Source organism: Streptomyces sp. NPDC055189 (genome assembly GCF_053606765.1).
In genome coordinates this window covers 1-13,433 of sequence record NZ_JBSGSG010000007.1, presented here as the reverse complement: position 1 = coordinate 13,433, position 13,433 = coordinate 1, and the positions used below count along the sequence as shown (strand labels likewise).

General features: G+C 69.9%; 10 protein-coding genes. 3 read left to right on the top strand and 7 right to left on the bottom strand.

Annotation, left to right across the window (positions count from 1 at the left end):
• Positions 1-240 precede the first annotated feature (240 nt).
• The 3 genes from ACWFR3_RS07350 to ACWFR3_RS07340 are packed head-to-tail and all read right to left on the bottom strand — an operon-like array spanning position 241 to position 3,368.
• Positions 241-1,167, bottom strand: coding sequence for a carbohydrate ABC transporter permease (locus tag ACWFR3_RS07350; RefSeq protein WP_453733584.1), 927 nt, complete (start codon positions 1,165-1,167; stop codon positions 241-243).
• Positions 1,164-2,078, bottom strand: coding sequence for a carbohydrate ABC transporter permease (locus ACWFR3_RS07345; protein ID WP_453733583.1), 915 nt, complete (start codon positions 2,076-2,078; stop codon positions 1,164-1,166). Before ACWFR3_RS07345 ends, ACWFR3_RS07350 begins: the two co-directional genes overlap by 4 nt.
• Before the next feature lie 21 nt (positions 2,079-2,099).
• Positions 2,100-3,368 carry an ABC transporter substrate-binding protein gene (locus ACWFR3_RS07340; protein ID WP_453733582.1) on the bottom strand — a complete coding sequence of 423 codons (1,269 nt, stop codon included), beginning with the start codon at positions 3,366-3,368 and terminating at the stop codon, positions 2,100-2,102.
• A gap of 394 nt (positions 3,369-3,762) precedes the next feature.
• Between ACWFR3_RS07340 and ACWFR3_RS07335 the strand changes: the two genes are divergently transcribed.
• A complete protein-coding gene (locus tag ACWFR3_RS07335; protein ID WP_453733723.1) occupies positions 3,763-5,697 on the top strand; it encodes an NPCBM/NEW2 domain-containing protein in 1,935 nt (644 codons plus the stop codon).
• A gap of 368 nt (positions 5,698-6,065) precedes the next feature.
• On the opposite strand, the gene ACWFR3_RS07330 is transcribed toward ACWFR3_RS07335, so the two are convergent.
• Complete coding sequence (locus ACWFR3_RS07330) at positions 6,066-7,031, bottom strand: ROK family protein (RefSeq protein ID WP_453733581.1); 966 nt, start codon at positions 7,029-7,031, stop codon at positions 6,066-6,068.
• A gap of 235 nt (positions 7,032-7,266) precedes the next feature.
• Here ACWFR3_RS07330 and ACWFR3_RS07325 point away from each other — a divergent pair, with 235 nt between their 5' ends.
• Positions 7,267-8,253, top strand: coding sequence for a LacI family DNA-binding transcriptional regulator (locus tag ACWFR3_RS07325; RefSeq protein ID WP_453733580.1), 987 nt, complete (start codon positions 7,267-7,269; stop codon positions 8,251-8,253).
• A 21-nt stretch (positions 8,254-8,274) separates the two neighbouring features.
• Here ACWFR3_RS07325 and ACWFR3_RS07320 read toward each other — a convergent pair whose 3' ends face one another.
• Both ACWFR3_RS07320 and ACWFR3_RS07315 read right to left on the bottom strand, forming a co-directional pair.
• Complete coding sequence (locus tag ACWFR3_RS07320) at positions 8,275-9,981, bottom strand: serine/threonine-protein kinase (RefSeq protein ID WP_453733579.1); 1,707 nt, start codon at positions 9,979-9,981, stop codon at positions 8,275-8,277.
• A gap of 75 nt (positions 9,982-10,056) precedes the next feature.
• Positions 10,057-11,349, bottom strand: coding sequence for a DUF6986 family protein (locus tag ACWFR3_RS07315; RefSeq protein ID WP_453733578.1), 1,293 nt, complete (start codon positions 11,347-11,349; stop codon positions 10,057-10,059).
• 240 nt (positions 11,350-11,589) lie between these two features.
• Here ACWFR3_RS07315 and ACWFR3_RS07310 point away from each other — a divergent pair, with 240 nt between their 5' ends.
• Positions 11,590-12,486 (top strand): endonuclease/exonuclease/phosphatase family protein, encoded by an 897-nt coding sequence (locus ACWFR3_RS07310; protein ID WP_453733577.1) that lies wholly within the window; start codon positions 11,590-11,592, stop codon positions 12,484-12,486.
• Between the two features lie 68 nt (positions 12,487-12,554).
• Here the strand turns inward: ACWFR3_RS07310 and ACWFR3_RS07305 are convergent.
• Positions 12,555-13,433 (bottom strand): electron transfer flavoprotein subunit alpha/FixB family protein (locus ACWFR3_RS07305; RefSeq protein ID WP_453733576.1); only part of this gene is annotated, 879 nt, incomplete at its 5' end.

Here is a 13,433-nt window from a genome sequence, read left to right as displayed (position 1 = left end):
CGCGGCATTGGCCATTCCCCCGGTCCGAACCACTGGCAATGCCACTGGCGTCGGGGTGCTCGGGCGCCCGACGCCAGCGGCGACCCAGGGGTGGTCGGTCGGGGGAGCCGACCCTGCACTAGACGCTTCTCTGCCGCGGGCCGCTTTGGATGCACCTGCCGGTCGGCAATTGCCGATTGCACATCACCTCGAACGCAAGCTCTGCCGGGCGCTCAGTTGTTCGCGGCCAGTCCGGGCCCCTCACCCCTTGCTCGACCCCAGCGTCAGCCCCGCGATGAAGTGCCGCTGCAGGAGCAGGAAGACCAGGACCGTGGGCAGCGCCACCAGGACCGAGCCCGCGGCCAGGAGGTTGTAGTCGGTGAAGAACTGGCCGCGCAGGTTGTTCAGGGATGACGTGATCGGGAGTTTGTCGGGGTTGGAGATGAAGATGAGGGCCCAGAGGAAGTCGTTGTAGATCCAGGTGAATTCCAGCGTGCCGAGGGCCGCGAGAGCGGGGCGGCACAGCGGGAGGGTGATGCGCCAGAACTGGGTCCATACGCCCGCGCCGTCCACGATCGCCGCCTCCAGGATTTCCTGCGGCAGCGTCCGCATGAAATTCGCGAGCACGAACACACAGAAACCGACCTGGAAGCCCACGTTGACGATGATGATCGCCCAGTACGAGTCGTACAGGGTCAGTGAGTCGGACATCCACCACGGCAGGGGGATCTTCAGGAAGAGGACGTAGAGGGGGGTCACGAGGACCTGCGGCGGCAGGAGGTTTCCCGCCGTGAAGAGCATCAGCAGGACCATTCCCCCGCGGATCCGCAGACGGGACACGGCGAAGGCCACGAACGCCGCCAGGAAGAGCGTGACGAGGACCGCCGGCACCGCGATGAGCAAGGTGTTGGTGAAGTACTTGCCCATGCCGGAATCGCTGTAGGCCTGGCGGTAGTAGTCGAACGACAGGCGTTCGGGGAACGAGAAATAGCCGTGCTGCGCCGTTTCCTCGTAAGGGCGCAGTGAGGCGTAGACCGCGAGGAGGAGCGGCGCGAGGAAGGCCAGGGTCACCGCCGTCAGGAAGATGTGCACGCCAAAACGGCCGCGTCGGCGGCTGCGGCCCGGGGGCAGTTCGGCGGGCCGTGCGGGTTCTTTCCGAAGCGGCGTGGTGTGGATGTCGGCGGTCATCGGTCGCGCGCACCTCGCAGCTCTTGGACCAGGAACGTCACGATGAATCCGAGCGAGACGCTCAGGAGCACGACCGCGATGGCGGAGCCGAATCCGATACGGCTCGCCTCGCCGATGATGTTGTCGGTGATGAGCACGGAGAGCAGTTCGAGGCCGTTACGGCCCTTGTTGACCGCGTAGACGATGTCGAAGGCGCGCAGTGCCTCGATGACCGTGATGACGCCGACGATGACATTCACCGGTCGCAGGGTCGGGAAGACGACGCGGAAGAATGTCTGGCGGGCGTTCGCGCCGTCTATCTCCGCGGCCTCTTTCAGGGCGGGGTCCACGGATTTCAGCCCGGCCAGGTAGAGGATCATGACGTAGCCCGTATGCCGCCAGCTCGCGGCCAGCATCATCATCCAGATGTTGATGTCGGAGTTCCCGAGCCAGTCGATCGGGTCGCTCTGGTTGTTCAGAATGGTGTTGACCACGCCCTGGTCGGTGCCGAGGATCAGCTGGGCCATGAAGCCGACCACGGCGAGCGAGAGCACCACCGGCATGTAGAGCACGGACTGGTAGAAGCGGCTGAAGCGGACGCCCCGGTCGATGATCACCGCAAGGAGCAGGCCGAACGGCGTGGCCACCAGGCCGAGGAAGGCGATCCACAGCAGGTTGTGGCGGACGGCGGGCCAGAAAGCCGGGTAATTGTCGACCAGGCTCTCGTAGTTCTTTCCGCCCACCCACTGGATGTCGCCGATGCCGTCCCAGGAGGTGAAGGACAGGCCGACGGAGGCCAGGGTCGGACCCCAGATGATGAAGATGTCCAGCAGGACGGGAATTCCAAGGAGCACGCCGAGCACGGCCGTGTCACGGCGTGTGAAACGCCGTGGTCCCCGCCGTCCGGCGCGCCGCGCGGTTTTCTGCGGCACGGAACGTCGTCCCCCCGGTCCTCAGCTGACGTCCGACGAGAAGATGTCCTTCTTCTGGCGCTCGATGCTGTTGACCAGGCCGTCGACGTCGTTGGGATTGTCGATGAAGTCCTGCAGCGCCTTGATCATGACGGTCTGCGCGAAGTCGGGCCGGGTGTCCCGGTCGAGGAACTGCGATATCTGCTTGGCCCCGGAGACGAGTTCGGCCGATTTCTTCTGCAGCGGGCTGTACTTGCTGGTGTCGGCGCCGTCGTTGACCGCGACGTTGTTGGGGTCACCGGCCAGATAGATGTCCTCGGCCTTCGGTGTCCCCAGCCACTTCAGGAGTTCTTTGGCGCCGTCGAGATTCTTCGACTTCTTCGCCACCAGGAATCCGTCGATCGGTGCCTCGACGGCATCCTGGCCGTGCGCCGGGTCGATCTCGGGGAAGGCGAAGAAGTCGATGTCGTCGCGTTCGTCCGCCGGGAACTGCTGGCCGGGGTGCGGCATCCCGAGGACGGCCATGCTGGTCTTGCGCTTCTGCAGCCCCTGGCCGGCCTCTTCCCAGGTCCGGCCGAGCGCGCCTTTCTGGTAGTACGGCATGAGCTCGCGCCACAGGTCGAACACCTTCTTGACCTTCGTGTCGGTCCAGGCTTCCTCGCCGGCCATCAGGCTCTTGTGGAACTCGTATCCGTTGAGGCGCATGTTGATGTAGTCGAAGGTGCCCATGGCGGGCCAGCCGTCCTTGTCGCAGAAGGCGACCGGTATGCCGTCCTTGCTCGTCTTCTTGGCGAGCGCGATGAACTGGTCCCACGTCCTGGCCTGCTCGTAGCCCTGTTTCTCGAAGAGGCTCTTGCGGTGGAAGACGGCCCATGGGTAGTAGTAATACGGCACGAAGTACTGCTTGCCCTCGTGCGTGGACTGTTCCCGCAGCGCGGCAGAGAAGCCCTTGAAGCCCTTCCACACGTCGCTGATCTCGATCAGCAGGCCCTTCTCCGCGAAGTACTGCATGCGGTATCCCGCGAACCACATGAAGACGTCGTCGGGTGTTCCCTGCAGATAGCGCGTGATGTTCTGCTGGAACTCGTTGTGCTCTGTCGTGTTGACCTTGACGGTCTTCCCTGACTTCTTCTCGTACGCGTCGAAGGCGGCGGCGAACGCCTTCTTGGGGACCGCGTCCGAGGAATTGGAGCCCATCGTGACTTCGCCCTTGTTGCCCCCGGGACCGTCGCCGCAGGCCGTGAGCAGGGCCGGAAGGGTGAGTGCACCGGCTCCGGCGGCCGCACCACGCAGGACATTCCGCCGCGACATCCGATGTCCTGACATGCTTCGGGGCGTGGCAGGACCCATGAACGATGACTGTGCCATGTCCCCCTCCTCGGGGTGCAACCGAACACAACCGAACGCGAGGCCTGCGATCCCACCCCCAAGTGCCGTGCCAGTCAAGGGTTTTGGCGTTCGATTGCCCGAACCGTTACGGCTCCTCTTCCAACAGAGTCCAACACGGCCTAACGTAAGCGCGCACCTCTGACACGTACATGCAGCCCCACAACTTCTGCGAGTACGGAGGAATGTAACGATGCGTCATATCTCTCCCCGCACCACGCGTCGAAGAGTCGTCGGGTCGCTCGCCGCCGTACTGCTGTGTGCGGCAGGGCTGGCCGCACCGGCGGCGACGGCACGCGACCTGGGCGGCGCGAGTGACATGGGCGATGCAAGCGATCCGGGCGGCACGAGTGACGTGAAGCTCCCCGGCGATCTCGTCCTCACCCCGCCCATGGGCTTCAACAACTGGAACTCCACCCACTGCAGGGCCGAGTTCGACGAGTCGATGGTCAAGGGGATCGCGGACCTCTTCGTCGAGAAGGGCCTCAAGGACGCCGGCTACCAGTACGTCAATCTCGACGACTGCTGGGCACTGCCCGAACGGGACGCGAACGGCAAGCTGGTGCCCGATCCCGAGCGATTCCCCAATGGAATCAAGGGTGTTGCCGACTATGTGCACGCCAAGGGCCTGAAGCTCGGCATCTACACCAGCGCCGGCACCAAGACCTGCAGCGACATCGGTTTCCCGGGCGCACTCGGCCATGAGGTCAGCGACGCACGGCAGTTCGCCGACTGGGGCGTCGACTACCTCAAGTACGACAACTGCAACAACCAGGGCGTCGACGCCAAGAAGCGGTACATCGCGATGCGCGACGCGCTGAAGGCCACCGGCCGCCCCATCGTCTACAGCCTCTGCGAGTGGGGCGAGAACAAACCCTGGGAGTGGGCGGCCGACGTAGGCCATCTGTGGCGCACCACCGGCGACATCAGCGACAACTGGAGCTCGATGCTGTCGATCATGAAGCAGAACCTGCCGCTCGACGAGCACGCGGGACCGGGCCGCTGGAACGACCCCGACATGCTGGAGGTCGGCAACGGCGGCATGACGGACACGGAGTACCGCACGCACTTCTCGATGTGGTCGATCATGGCCGCGCCGCTGCTCATCGGCTCCGACCTGCGCAAGGCCACGCCCGAGACCTTCGAGATCATCGGGAACAAGGAAGTCATCGCCGTCGACCAGGACCCGCTGGGCAAGCAGGGCAAGGTGCTGTCCTCGCAGGGCGGCCGCTGGGTCGTCGCCAAGGAGATGCAGGACGGCAGCAGGACGGTCGCGCTCTTCAACGAGACGGGCACCGCCCAGTCGATCGCCACGTCGGCGAAGGACGTCGGGCTGCCGGACGCCGACGGCTACACCCTGCGGGACCTGTGGCAGCACAAGAGCTACAACACGGCGGGCACGATCTCTGCGACCGTTCCGGCACACGGCACCGTACTGCTGCGCGTCACGGCGGACGGCGCGTGGGACAAGAACCCGCCCGCCGTCGAACTCGGCATCGGCGGGCAGCCGTTGGTCGAGGCGGGCAAGGCGGAGAAGCTGACGTCGAAGGTCACCAACCTCGGCCGCACCTCCGCGCAGAAGGTGTCCGCCGCCTTCAGCGGCCCCTCCGGCTGGCGGATCAGGGCGACCTCGCCCGCGACCACCGACTCCCTGCGTACGGGCAAGTCGCTGAGCACGTCGTGGTCGGTGACCGCACCTCGGGGCGCGGCGCCGGGAGCGTACGACCTGACGCTCAGGACCACCTACCGCTCCCCCGGCGGCACCCGTGCCGAGAACGTGCTGCCGCTGACGGCCCATGTCGTGGTGGCGCCGCCCGCGGGCGACTCGGCGGTCAGTGACCTGCCGTGGATGTCGACGGTCAACGGCTGGGGTCCCGTCGAGAAGGACACCAGCAACGGCGAGGAGGCGGCGGGCGACGGCAAGCCGCTCACCATCGGCGGGGCCGTCTACGCCAAGGGCCTCGGGGTGCACGCGGCGAGCGCCGTCGAGTACTACACCGGCGGGGCCTGCGAGAAGGTCGCCGCGCAGGTGGGCGTCGACGACGAGAAGGGCGCCAAGGGCACGGTCACCTTCGAGATCTGGGCGGACGGCAAGAGGGCCGCGTCGACCGGCGTCCTGACCAACGCCGATGCCGCGCGGAGCCTTTCGGCCGACGTGACCGGGGCCCAGGTCGTACGCCTCGTCGTCACGGACGGCGGCGACGGCAGGGACTCCGACCACGCGGACTGGGCAAAGCCGGTGCTCAGCTGCTGAGTGGTGCGGGTCATCGACTGCGGGCCGGGCTGAGGGACTTCAGCCCGGCCCGCAGCACGTGAGCCGACTTGGCGCACCACCGAGCCGCGCGGCGACGACTTCTGCCGAGCCGTGCGCAGTGGCGGCTGCCGAGCCGTGTGCGAAGGCGGCTGCGGGTCGGGGCAGGTCACCCCGCCCCGCAGCCAAGAGCGGCCACTCCACCGGGCCGGACAGCCAGAGACGGTCAACTCCTCACGACAGGACGCCACGTGGCTGACAGCGGCCACCGCATCCACCCAGCCCCACACACTGCCGGCTGCAGGCCGGACCAGATCACCCCGGCCGCAGCCAAGAGCGGCCACTCCCCCGGGCCGGACGGCCCGAAGGGGTCAGCTCCCCACAGCAGGCCGCAGGGCCACCGACCTGTCCTCCTGGCTGAGCGCCGCCGCCGCGGCCCCCACGAGCCCCGCGTCCGTCCCCATCAGCGCCGGGGCCACGGTCAGGTCGCGTACGAACGAGAGCGTGGCGTAGTCCTTCAGGGAGCGGCGCAGGGGGTCGAAGAGCACGTCGCCCGCCTTCGCCACCCCGCCCCCGATCACCGCGATGTCGATCTCGACGAGCGTGGCCGTGGCCGCGATCCCCGCGGCGAGTGCCTGTGCCGCCCGTTCGAAGGAGGCGACGGCGACCGGGTCGCCGGCCCGAGCGGCGAGGGCCACCGCGGCGGCCGACGTGTCGCCGTCGGCGCCCGCGCGCCATCCGCCCTCCACCGCGCGCCGCGCGATGTTCGGCCCGCTCGCGATGCGCTCCACGCACCCGCGCGCGCCGCACGGGCACGGGTCACCGTCCAGGTCGACGCTGATGTGCCCGATGTGGCCCGCGTTCCCGGTGGGGCCGGGGTGCAGCTTGCCCCCGAGGATCAGTCCGCCGCCGACACCGGTGGACACCACCATGCACAGCGCGTTGTCGTGCCCGCGGGCCGCGCCCTGCCAGTGCTCGGCCGCCGTCATCGCCACGCCGTCCCCGACCAGCTCGACCGGAAGCCCGCCGGTGGCCGCGCGCACCCGCTCGACCAGCGGGTAGCCACGCCAGCCGGGGACGTTGACCGGGCTGACCGTCCCCGCCGACGCGTCCACGGGCCCCGCGCTGCCGATGCCGACCGCGCGCGCCCTGCCCCACAGCGGGGAGCGAGTGAGCTCGCCTATGACCTCTTCGACCGCCCGCATCACGGTGTCGCCGTCCTCGCGCGCGGGCGTGGGCCGCTGGGCGCGCAGCAGGATCCGGCCGCGGCCGTCCACCAGGGCGCCGGCGATCTTGGTGCCGCCGATGTCGAGTGCGGCGACGAGGTCCGTGTGCATCAGTGTCAGATCTCCTGGTGAAAGGGCAGGCCGCCCTAATTGTGAAAGGGCAGGCCGGAGAATGCGATGGACAGTCTCTCTTGCATCTGACAACGTTGTCCAGGTTCTATGCTCGACGCCACATCACTTACGCACCACTTTCAGCTCACCTACGTCGACGACAGGACAGCGCACCGTGGCCGAGACCGCCAGCCGACCCGAGCGACCCGAACCCCGCTACGGCAACCGTCCGACCATGAAAGACGTCGCCGCCCGCGCAGGAGTCGGCCTCAAGACGGTCTCCCGCGTCGTGAACGGCGAGCCGGGCGTCACCCCGGACACCGAGCGCCGCGTCCAGGAGGCCATCGACGCCCTGGGCTTCCGCCGCAACGACAGCGCGCGGGTCCTGCGCAAGGGCCGCACCGCCAGCATCGGCCTCGTGCTCGAAGACCTCGCCGACCCCTTCTACGGCCCGCTCAGCCGCGCCGTGGAGGAAGTGGCCCGCGCCCACGGCGCGCTCCTCATCAACGGCTCAAGCGCCGAGGACCCGGACCGCGAGCAGGAGTTGGTGCTCGCGCTGTGCGCTCGCCGGGTCGACGGCCTCGTCGTCATCCCGGCCGGTGACGACCACCGCTATCTGGAGCCGGAGATCGCCGCCGGTGTCGCCACCGTCTTCGTCGACCGCCCCGCCGGGAAGATCGACGCCGATGTGGTGCTCTCCGACAGCTTCGGCGGCGCGCGCGACGGCGTCGCCCACCTCATCGCCCACGGCCACCGGCGCATCGGCTTCATCGGCGACCAGCCGCGCATCCACACCGCCATAGAGCGGCTGCGCGGCTACCGCGCGGCCATGGAGGATGCCGGCATCCCCGTCGAGGAGGAGTGGATGTCCCTGGGCCTCACCGCCCCGGACCGCGTCGAGCAGGCCACCAGGAAGATGCTGGGCGGCCCTGACCCCGTCACGGCGATCTTCGCGGGCAACAACCGTGTGACGGTGACGGTCGTCCGCGTCCTCGCCGGTCTCGACCGCCCCGTGGCTCTCGTCGGCTTCGACGACATCGAGCTCGCGGACCTGGTCCAGCCGGGCTTGACCGTCGTCGCCCAGGACGCCGCCCAGCTGGGCAGGACCGCCGCCGAGCGCCTGTTCCGTCAGCTCGACGGCGCGTCGGACGCGCCGGAGCGCATCGAACTCCCGACGCGGCTCATCAAGCGCGGGTCGGGCGAACTGCCGCCAGCGAGCTGACGGTTGACGGGGCGTCAGTGGTCAGCAGACCGGGAGGCCGGGCAGCGGCTTGTCGTTTTCTCCGCCCTTGATGTAGACGTCGCTGATGAAGACGTCCCTGTTGCCGCTGTCGTCGTCCGTCCTGGCCCACCAGACGTTCGTCCACTCGCCGTGCGTCTCCCGGCGGCCCAGGTTCTGCTGGCAGTAGAAGTAGTTCGTGCCCGCGTTCAGTACGCCCGCTTCGGCGCCCGAAGCGGTGTACGAGGTGGCCGTGCGCCAGACCGAGCAGTCGTATTTGCCGCCACCCGCCGCGTGGCAGGCGGGTTCGGGGGCCGGGTCGCCGCCTCCACCGGAGCCGGAGCCGGAGCCGCTGGAAGCGCCGCCGCCCGTCGTGCCGTCGCCGTCGTCCCCGGTCGGCTTGGAGGAGGACTTGGGGCGGGCCGCCGGTCCGTCCGTGGACTTGGGGTCGTCCTTGTCCCGGTCCTTGCCGGTGGAGGGTTTCCCTTCCGGCTCGCGGGACTTCTCGTCCCCCTGCTTCGAGGGACCGGGACCGTCCGTACCGTCGAGGGCGCCGCGGCTGCTGTCCGCCTCCGGCTCGGCGGCGCCCCCGGAGGACGCGGGCCGCTGCGCCCGACTGCCGCTGCCCTCCTGGCCGTTGAGGAGGGCCACGGTGACGCCGGTCGCCGCGAGGACGACGGCGACGGCCGCAGCGGCGAGCAGCGCCCGGCCGCGGCGCGGTCGCCGCTGCGGGGACGTGGCGGGCGTCACCGGCGCCGGGAGCACGGCGCCGCTGGAAGGCGGCGGTCCGAACCCCGGCGGCGGCCCGCTGGGAATGCTCCGCTCCGTGGCCTCCCTCGGCCGGGACGCGGGCTCATGCAGCGGTGCCGTCACCACGCCGTCCGCCGCGTCGGCGAGGATCAGCGCCGCCTGCGCCGCGTCCGGCCGGGCCAGCGGGTCCTTGTGCATCAGCTGCCGCAGTACGGGGATGAGGGGGCCCGCACGCTGCGGCTCGGGCAGCGGGTCGGCGACGATCGCGGTGAGCGTGGACCACGTGGACGTACGACGGAACGGGGACGCGCCCTCGACTGCCGCGTACAGCGTGGCGCCGAGGGCCCACACGTCGGATGCGGGGCCCGGGTCCTGGCCCTGGGCGCGCTCGGGCGCCAAGTAGTCCAGGGAGCCGACGAGTTCGCCGCTGCGCGTGAGGTGGGTGGCGGAGCCGTCGCCCGGGTCATCCATCGTGGCGATGCCGAAGTCGGTCAGGACGACGCGGCCACCGCTCTCCAGGAGGATGTTGCCGGGTTTGACGTCGCGGTGCAGGACGCCGGCGCGGTGGGCGGCGGCGAGCGCGTCCATGACCTTGGCGCCGATGGCCGCCGCTTCCCGGGGGTCCAGGGTGCCGCGATCGCGCAGGACGTCGTCCAGGGAAGGTCCTTCGACCAGTTCCACGACGATCAGGGGCCGCCCGTCGACCTCCGCCACGTCGTGCACGGCCACGACTCCGGGGTGGCGCACCCGGGCGGCCGCGCGGGCCTCGCGCTGCATCCGTACGCGCAGGTCGGCCAGTTCGGGACCGGCCGCGTCCGTGTACGTGCGCAGTTCCTTGACCGCGACCTCGCGGCCGAGCACCTCGTCGACGGCGCGCCAGACCACGCCCATGCCGCCGCGCCCGAGCCGAGCCGTCACGCGGTAGCGCCCCGCAAGCAGGCGCCCGACGCCGCCCGTCTGTTCCTGATCCCCCGAAGTCACCGCTGCCCCGTTCCTGTGCCGCCACTTTCCGTGGCGAACAGACTACGGGGCAGGGGTGACAGCGGATGCCGGACGTTACTTGGCGGAGGGGGTGAGGTCGCCGCGGCGCGGGCCCGAGAAGTGCTGCAGGCGGGCCAGCGTCAGACCGGTGAGCCGGGTGACCTCTCCGGCGTCGAGTGCGCCGCAGTCCATGCCGCGCAGGAGGTACCCGGCGAGCGCCTTGGCCGACGCCGGCTCGTCCGCCACGTCGCCGCCCTCGCGGTGGGCGGCGTACGCGGACAGGCGCGCGGCGGCCTGCTCGAAGCCCTCGCGGTAGAACGCGAACACGGCGGCGTAGCGCGTGGGGATGTGGCCGGGGTGCATGTCCCAGCCCTGGTAGTAGGCGCGGGCCAGGGCGCGGCGCGTGAGGCCGTAGTGCAGCCGCCAGGCGTCGTGCACCTTCTCGGTGCTGCCGACGGGCAGCACGTTGGTGGAGCCGTCCGAGACGCGTACGCCGGTGCCCGCCGCCGCGACCTGCATGATCGCCTTGGCGTGGTCGGCGGCCGGGTGGTCGCTTGTCTGGTACGCGGCGCTCACGTGGAGGCAGGCGCTGTAGTCGAAGGTGCCGTAGTGCAGCCCGGTGGCACGGCCCTCGGCGGCGCCGATCATGCGGGCCACGGTGGCGGTGCCGTCGGCGGCGAGGATGGACTGGCTGGTCTCGATCTGGATCTCGAAGCCGATCCGGCCCGGCTCCAGGCCGCGCGCCTTCTCGAACTCCTCCAGGAGGCGCACCATCGCGGTGACCTGCTCGGGGTAGGTCACCTTGGGCAGCGTCAGGACGAGGCCGTCCGGCAGGCCGCCCGCCTCCATGAGGCCGGACAGGAAGATGTCGAGGGTGCGGATGGCGCGGTCGCGGACGTTCTCCTCGAAGCACTTCATGCGGATGCCCATGTACGGGGCCGCGGTGCCGTTCTTGTAGGCCTCGGCGATCAGGCGGGCCGCGCGGGCGGCGTCCTGGTCCTCGTCCGTGCCCTTGTAGCCGTCCTCGAAGTCGATGCGCAGGTCCTCGACGGGCTCGCGCTCCAGCTTGGCGCGTACGCGGTCGTAGACCGGCGCGGCGAGGTCGTCGGAGAGGCCGAGGACGGACGCGAAGGTGGCGGCGTCCGGGGCGTGCTCGTCGAGCGCCTTCAGGGCCTGGTCGCCCCACGTACGGATGGTGTCGGCGCCGAAGAGCTCACCGGGGACGTACACGGTGTGGACCGGCTGACGGGTGCCCGGGTCGCCGGGGTAGCGGCGCTCGAGCTCCGCGTCCACCGGGGCGAGGGAAGCGCTGATGCCCTCGCTGACCGCGCCCGCGAGACTCGTTGCCACCTTCTCTTGCTGACCCATTCCTGCACCCTCCACACGCTCGGGACCACACACTCAGGACCATTCAGGATTACTGAAAAGCAGGAAGAACTTCCGCTTCACGGAATCCACAATCCGCATGCCGAAGTTATCCGGCGACCTTCCCGCTGGTCAACACCCTCTCGTCTGCCGGACCACGTGCGTTCACCCGTGTCTCGGATCCTGCTTCCGCACTCGCGTGCCCGCACCTCATCCTGACCGTCACCCATTGAAGGAGACCGCGTGCCGAACGACACCCGAGTAACGCGCCGCTTCGGCCTGCAGACCGCGCTCGCCGCGGTGGCAGTGCCCTTGGTCACCACCGCGCTGGCCGCCTCACCCGCTTCCGCGGTAGAGCGGGCGGGGCGCCGCCTGGAGGTCATGTCGTTCAACCTCCGCTACGCGAGCACCACGCCGCCCAATACCTGGGCCGACCGCCGCCCGGTGACCCGGGAACTCCTGCGCCGGGCGCGTCCTCATGTCATCGGCACCCAGGAAGGCCTCTACCAGCAGGTGCGGGACATCGCCGAGGACCTGGGCCCGCACTACGACTGGATCGGCACCGGCCGGGCCGGCGGCAGCCGCGACGAGTTCATGAGCGTCTTCTACGACACCCGCAGACTCGCGCCGGTCGAGTACGACCACTTCTGGCTCTCCGACACCCCGGACGTCATCGGGTCGAACACCTGGGGCGGCGGTTCCATCCGCATGGTCACCCGGGTCCGCTTCCACGACCTGCGCACGGACACGGAGCTGTACGTCCTGAACACCCACCTCGACAACGCGAGCCAGAACGCGCGCATCCGGGCCGCGCGCCTGATCTCCGAACGGATCGCCGCCCTCGATTCGTCCCTGCCGCTCCTGGTCACGGGTGACTTCAACGTCGCGGCCCACAAGAACCCGGTCTACGACACCATGCTGGGCGCCGGGCTCGTCGACACGTGGGACGCGGCGGACGAGCGCAGCAAGGCGTACGCCACCTTCCACGGCTACAAGCCGCTGACGCCGGACGGCGATCGCATCGACTGGATCCTGGCGACGCCCGGGGTGCGGGTCCACTCGGCGGCCATCAACACCTTCTCGCAGGGCGGGCAGTTCCCCAGCGACCATCTGCCGGTGCAGGCTTCACTGACCCTGTGACGCGGCGAGGCCTTCGCCCCCGCGGTGTGCGGGGGCGAAGGCCTCGTACCGTCAGCCGATTCGTACGGTCAGCCCTTGCGGGTGTTGACCTCGTCGGTGAGGGCGGGGACGACGTCGAAGAGGTCGCCGACCACGCCGTAGTCGACCAGCTCGAAGATCGGGGCCTCGGCGTCCTTGTTGATCGCCACGATCGTCTTGGAGGTCTGCATGCCCGCCCGGTGCTGGATCGCACCGGAGATGCCCGAGGCGATGTACAGCTGCGGCGAAACGGACTTGCCGGTCTGGCCGACCTGGTTGGAGTGCGGGTACCAGCCCGCGTCCACCGCGGCCCGCGAGGCACCCACGGCCGCCCCCAGCGAGTCGGCCAGCGACTCGATGAGGTGGAAGTTGTCCGCGCCGTTCACGCCACGCCCGCCGGAGACCACGATGGCGGCCTCGGTCAGCTCCGGACGGCCGGTGGACTCGCGCGGGGTGCGCGAGACGACCTTGGTGCCGGTGGCCTGCGCCGAGAAGGAGACCGTCAGGGCCTCCACGGCGCCCGCGGCCGGGGCGGCCTCCACGGCGACCGAGTTCGGCTTGACCGTGATGACCGGCGTGCCCTTGGAGATGCGGGACTTGGTGGTGTACGAGGCGGCGAACGCCGACTGGGTGGCCACCGGGCCCTGCTCGCCCGCTTCCAGGTCGACGGCGTCGGTGATCAGGCCGGAGCCGATGCGCACCGCGAGGCGGGCGGCGATCTCCTTGCCCTCCGCGGAGGACGGTACGAGCACGGCGGCCGGGGACACGGCGTCGTAGGCGGCCTGCAGCGCGTCCACCTTCGGCACGACCAGGTAGTCGGCCAGCTCGGCGGCGTCGTTGGTGAGGACCTTGACCGCGCCGTGCTCGGCCAGCGCGGCGGCGGTGCCGGCGGCGCCGTTGCCCAGCGCGAGGGCGACGGGCTCGCCGAT

Excerpts from the sequence above, each read along its gene's own strand:
- ACWFR3_RS07330 (WP_453733581.1), bottom strand. The coding sequence starts at position 7,031 with ATGCACACGGACCTCGTCGCCGCACTCGACATCGGCGGCACCAAGATC.
- ACWFR3_RS07325 (WP_453733580.1), top strand. The coding sequence starts at position 7,267 with ATGAAAGACGTCGCCGCCCGCGCAGGAGTCGGCCTCAAGACGGTCTCC.
- ACWFR3_RS07340 (WP_453733582.1), bottom strand. The coding sequence starts at position 3,368 with ATGTCGCGGCGGAATGTCCTGCGTGGTGCGGCCGCCGGAGCCGGTGCA.
- ACWFR3_RS07335 (WP_453733723.1), top strand. The coding sequence starts at position 3,763 with ATGGGCGATGCAAGCGATCCGGGCGGCACGAGTGACGTGAAGCTCCCC.
- ACWFR3_RS07315 (WP_453733578.1), bottom strand. The coding sequence starts at position 11,349 with ATGGGTCAGCAAGAGAAGGTGGCAACGAGTCTCGCGGGCGCGGTCAGC.
- ACWFR3_RS07350 (WP_453733584.1), bottom strand. The coding sequence starts at position 1,167 with ATGACCGCCGACATCCACACCACGCCGCTTCGGAAAGAACCCGCACGG.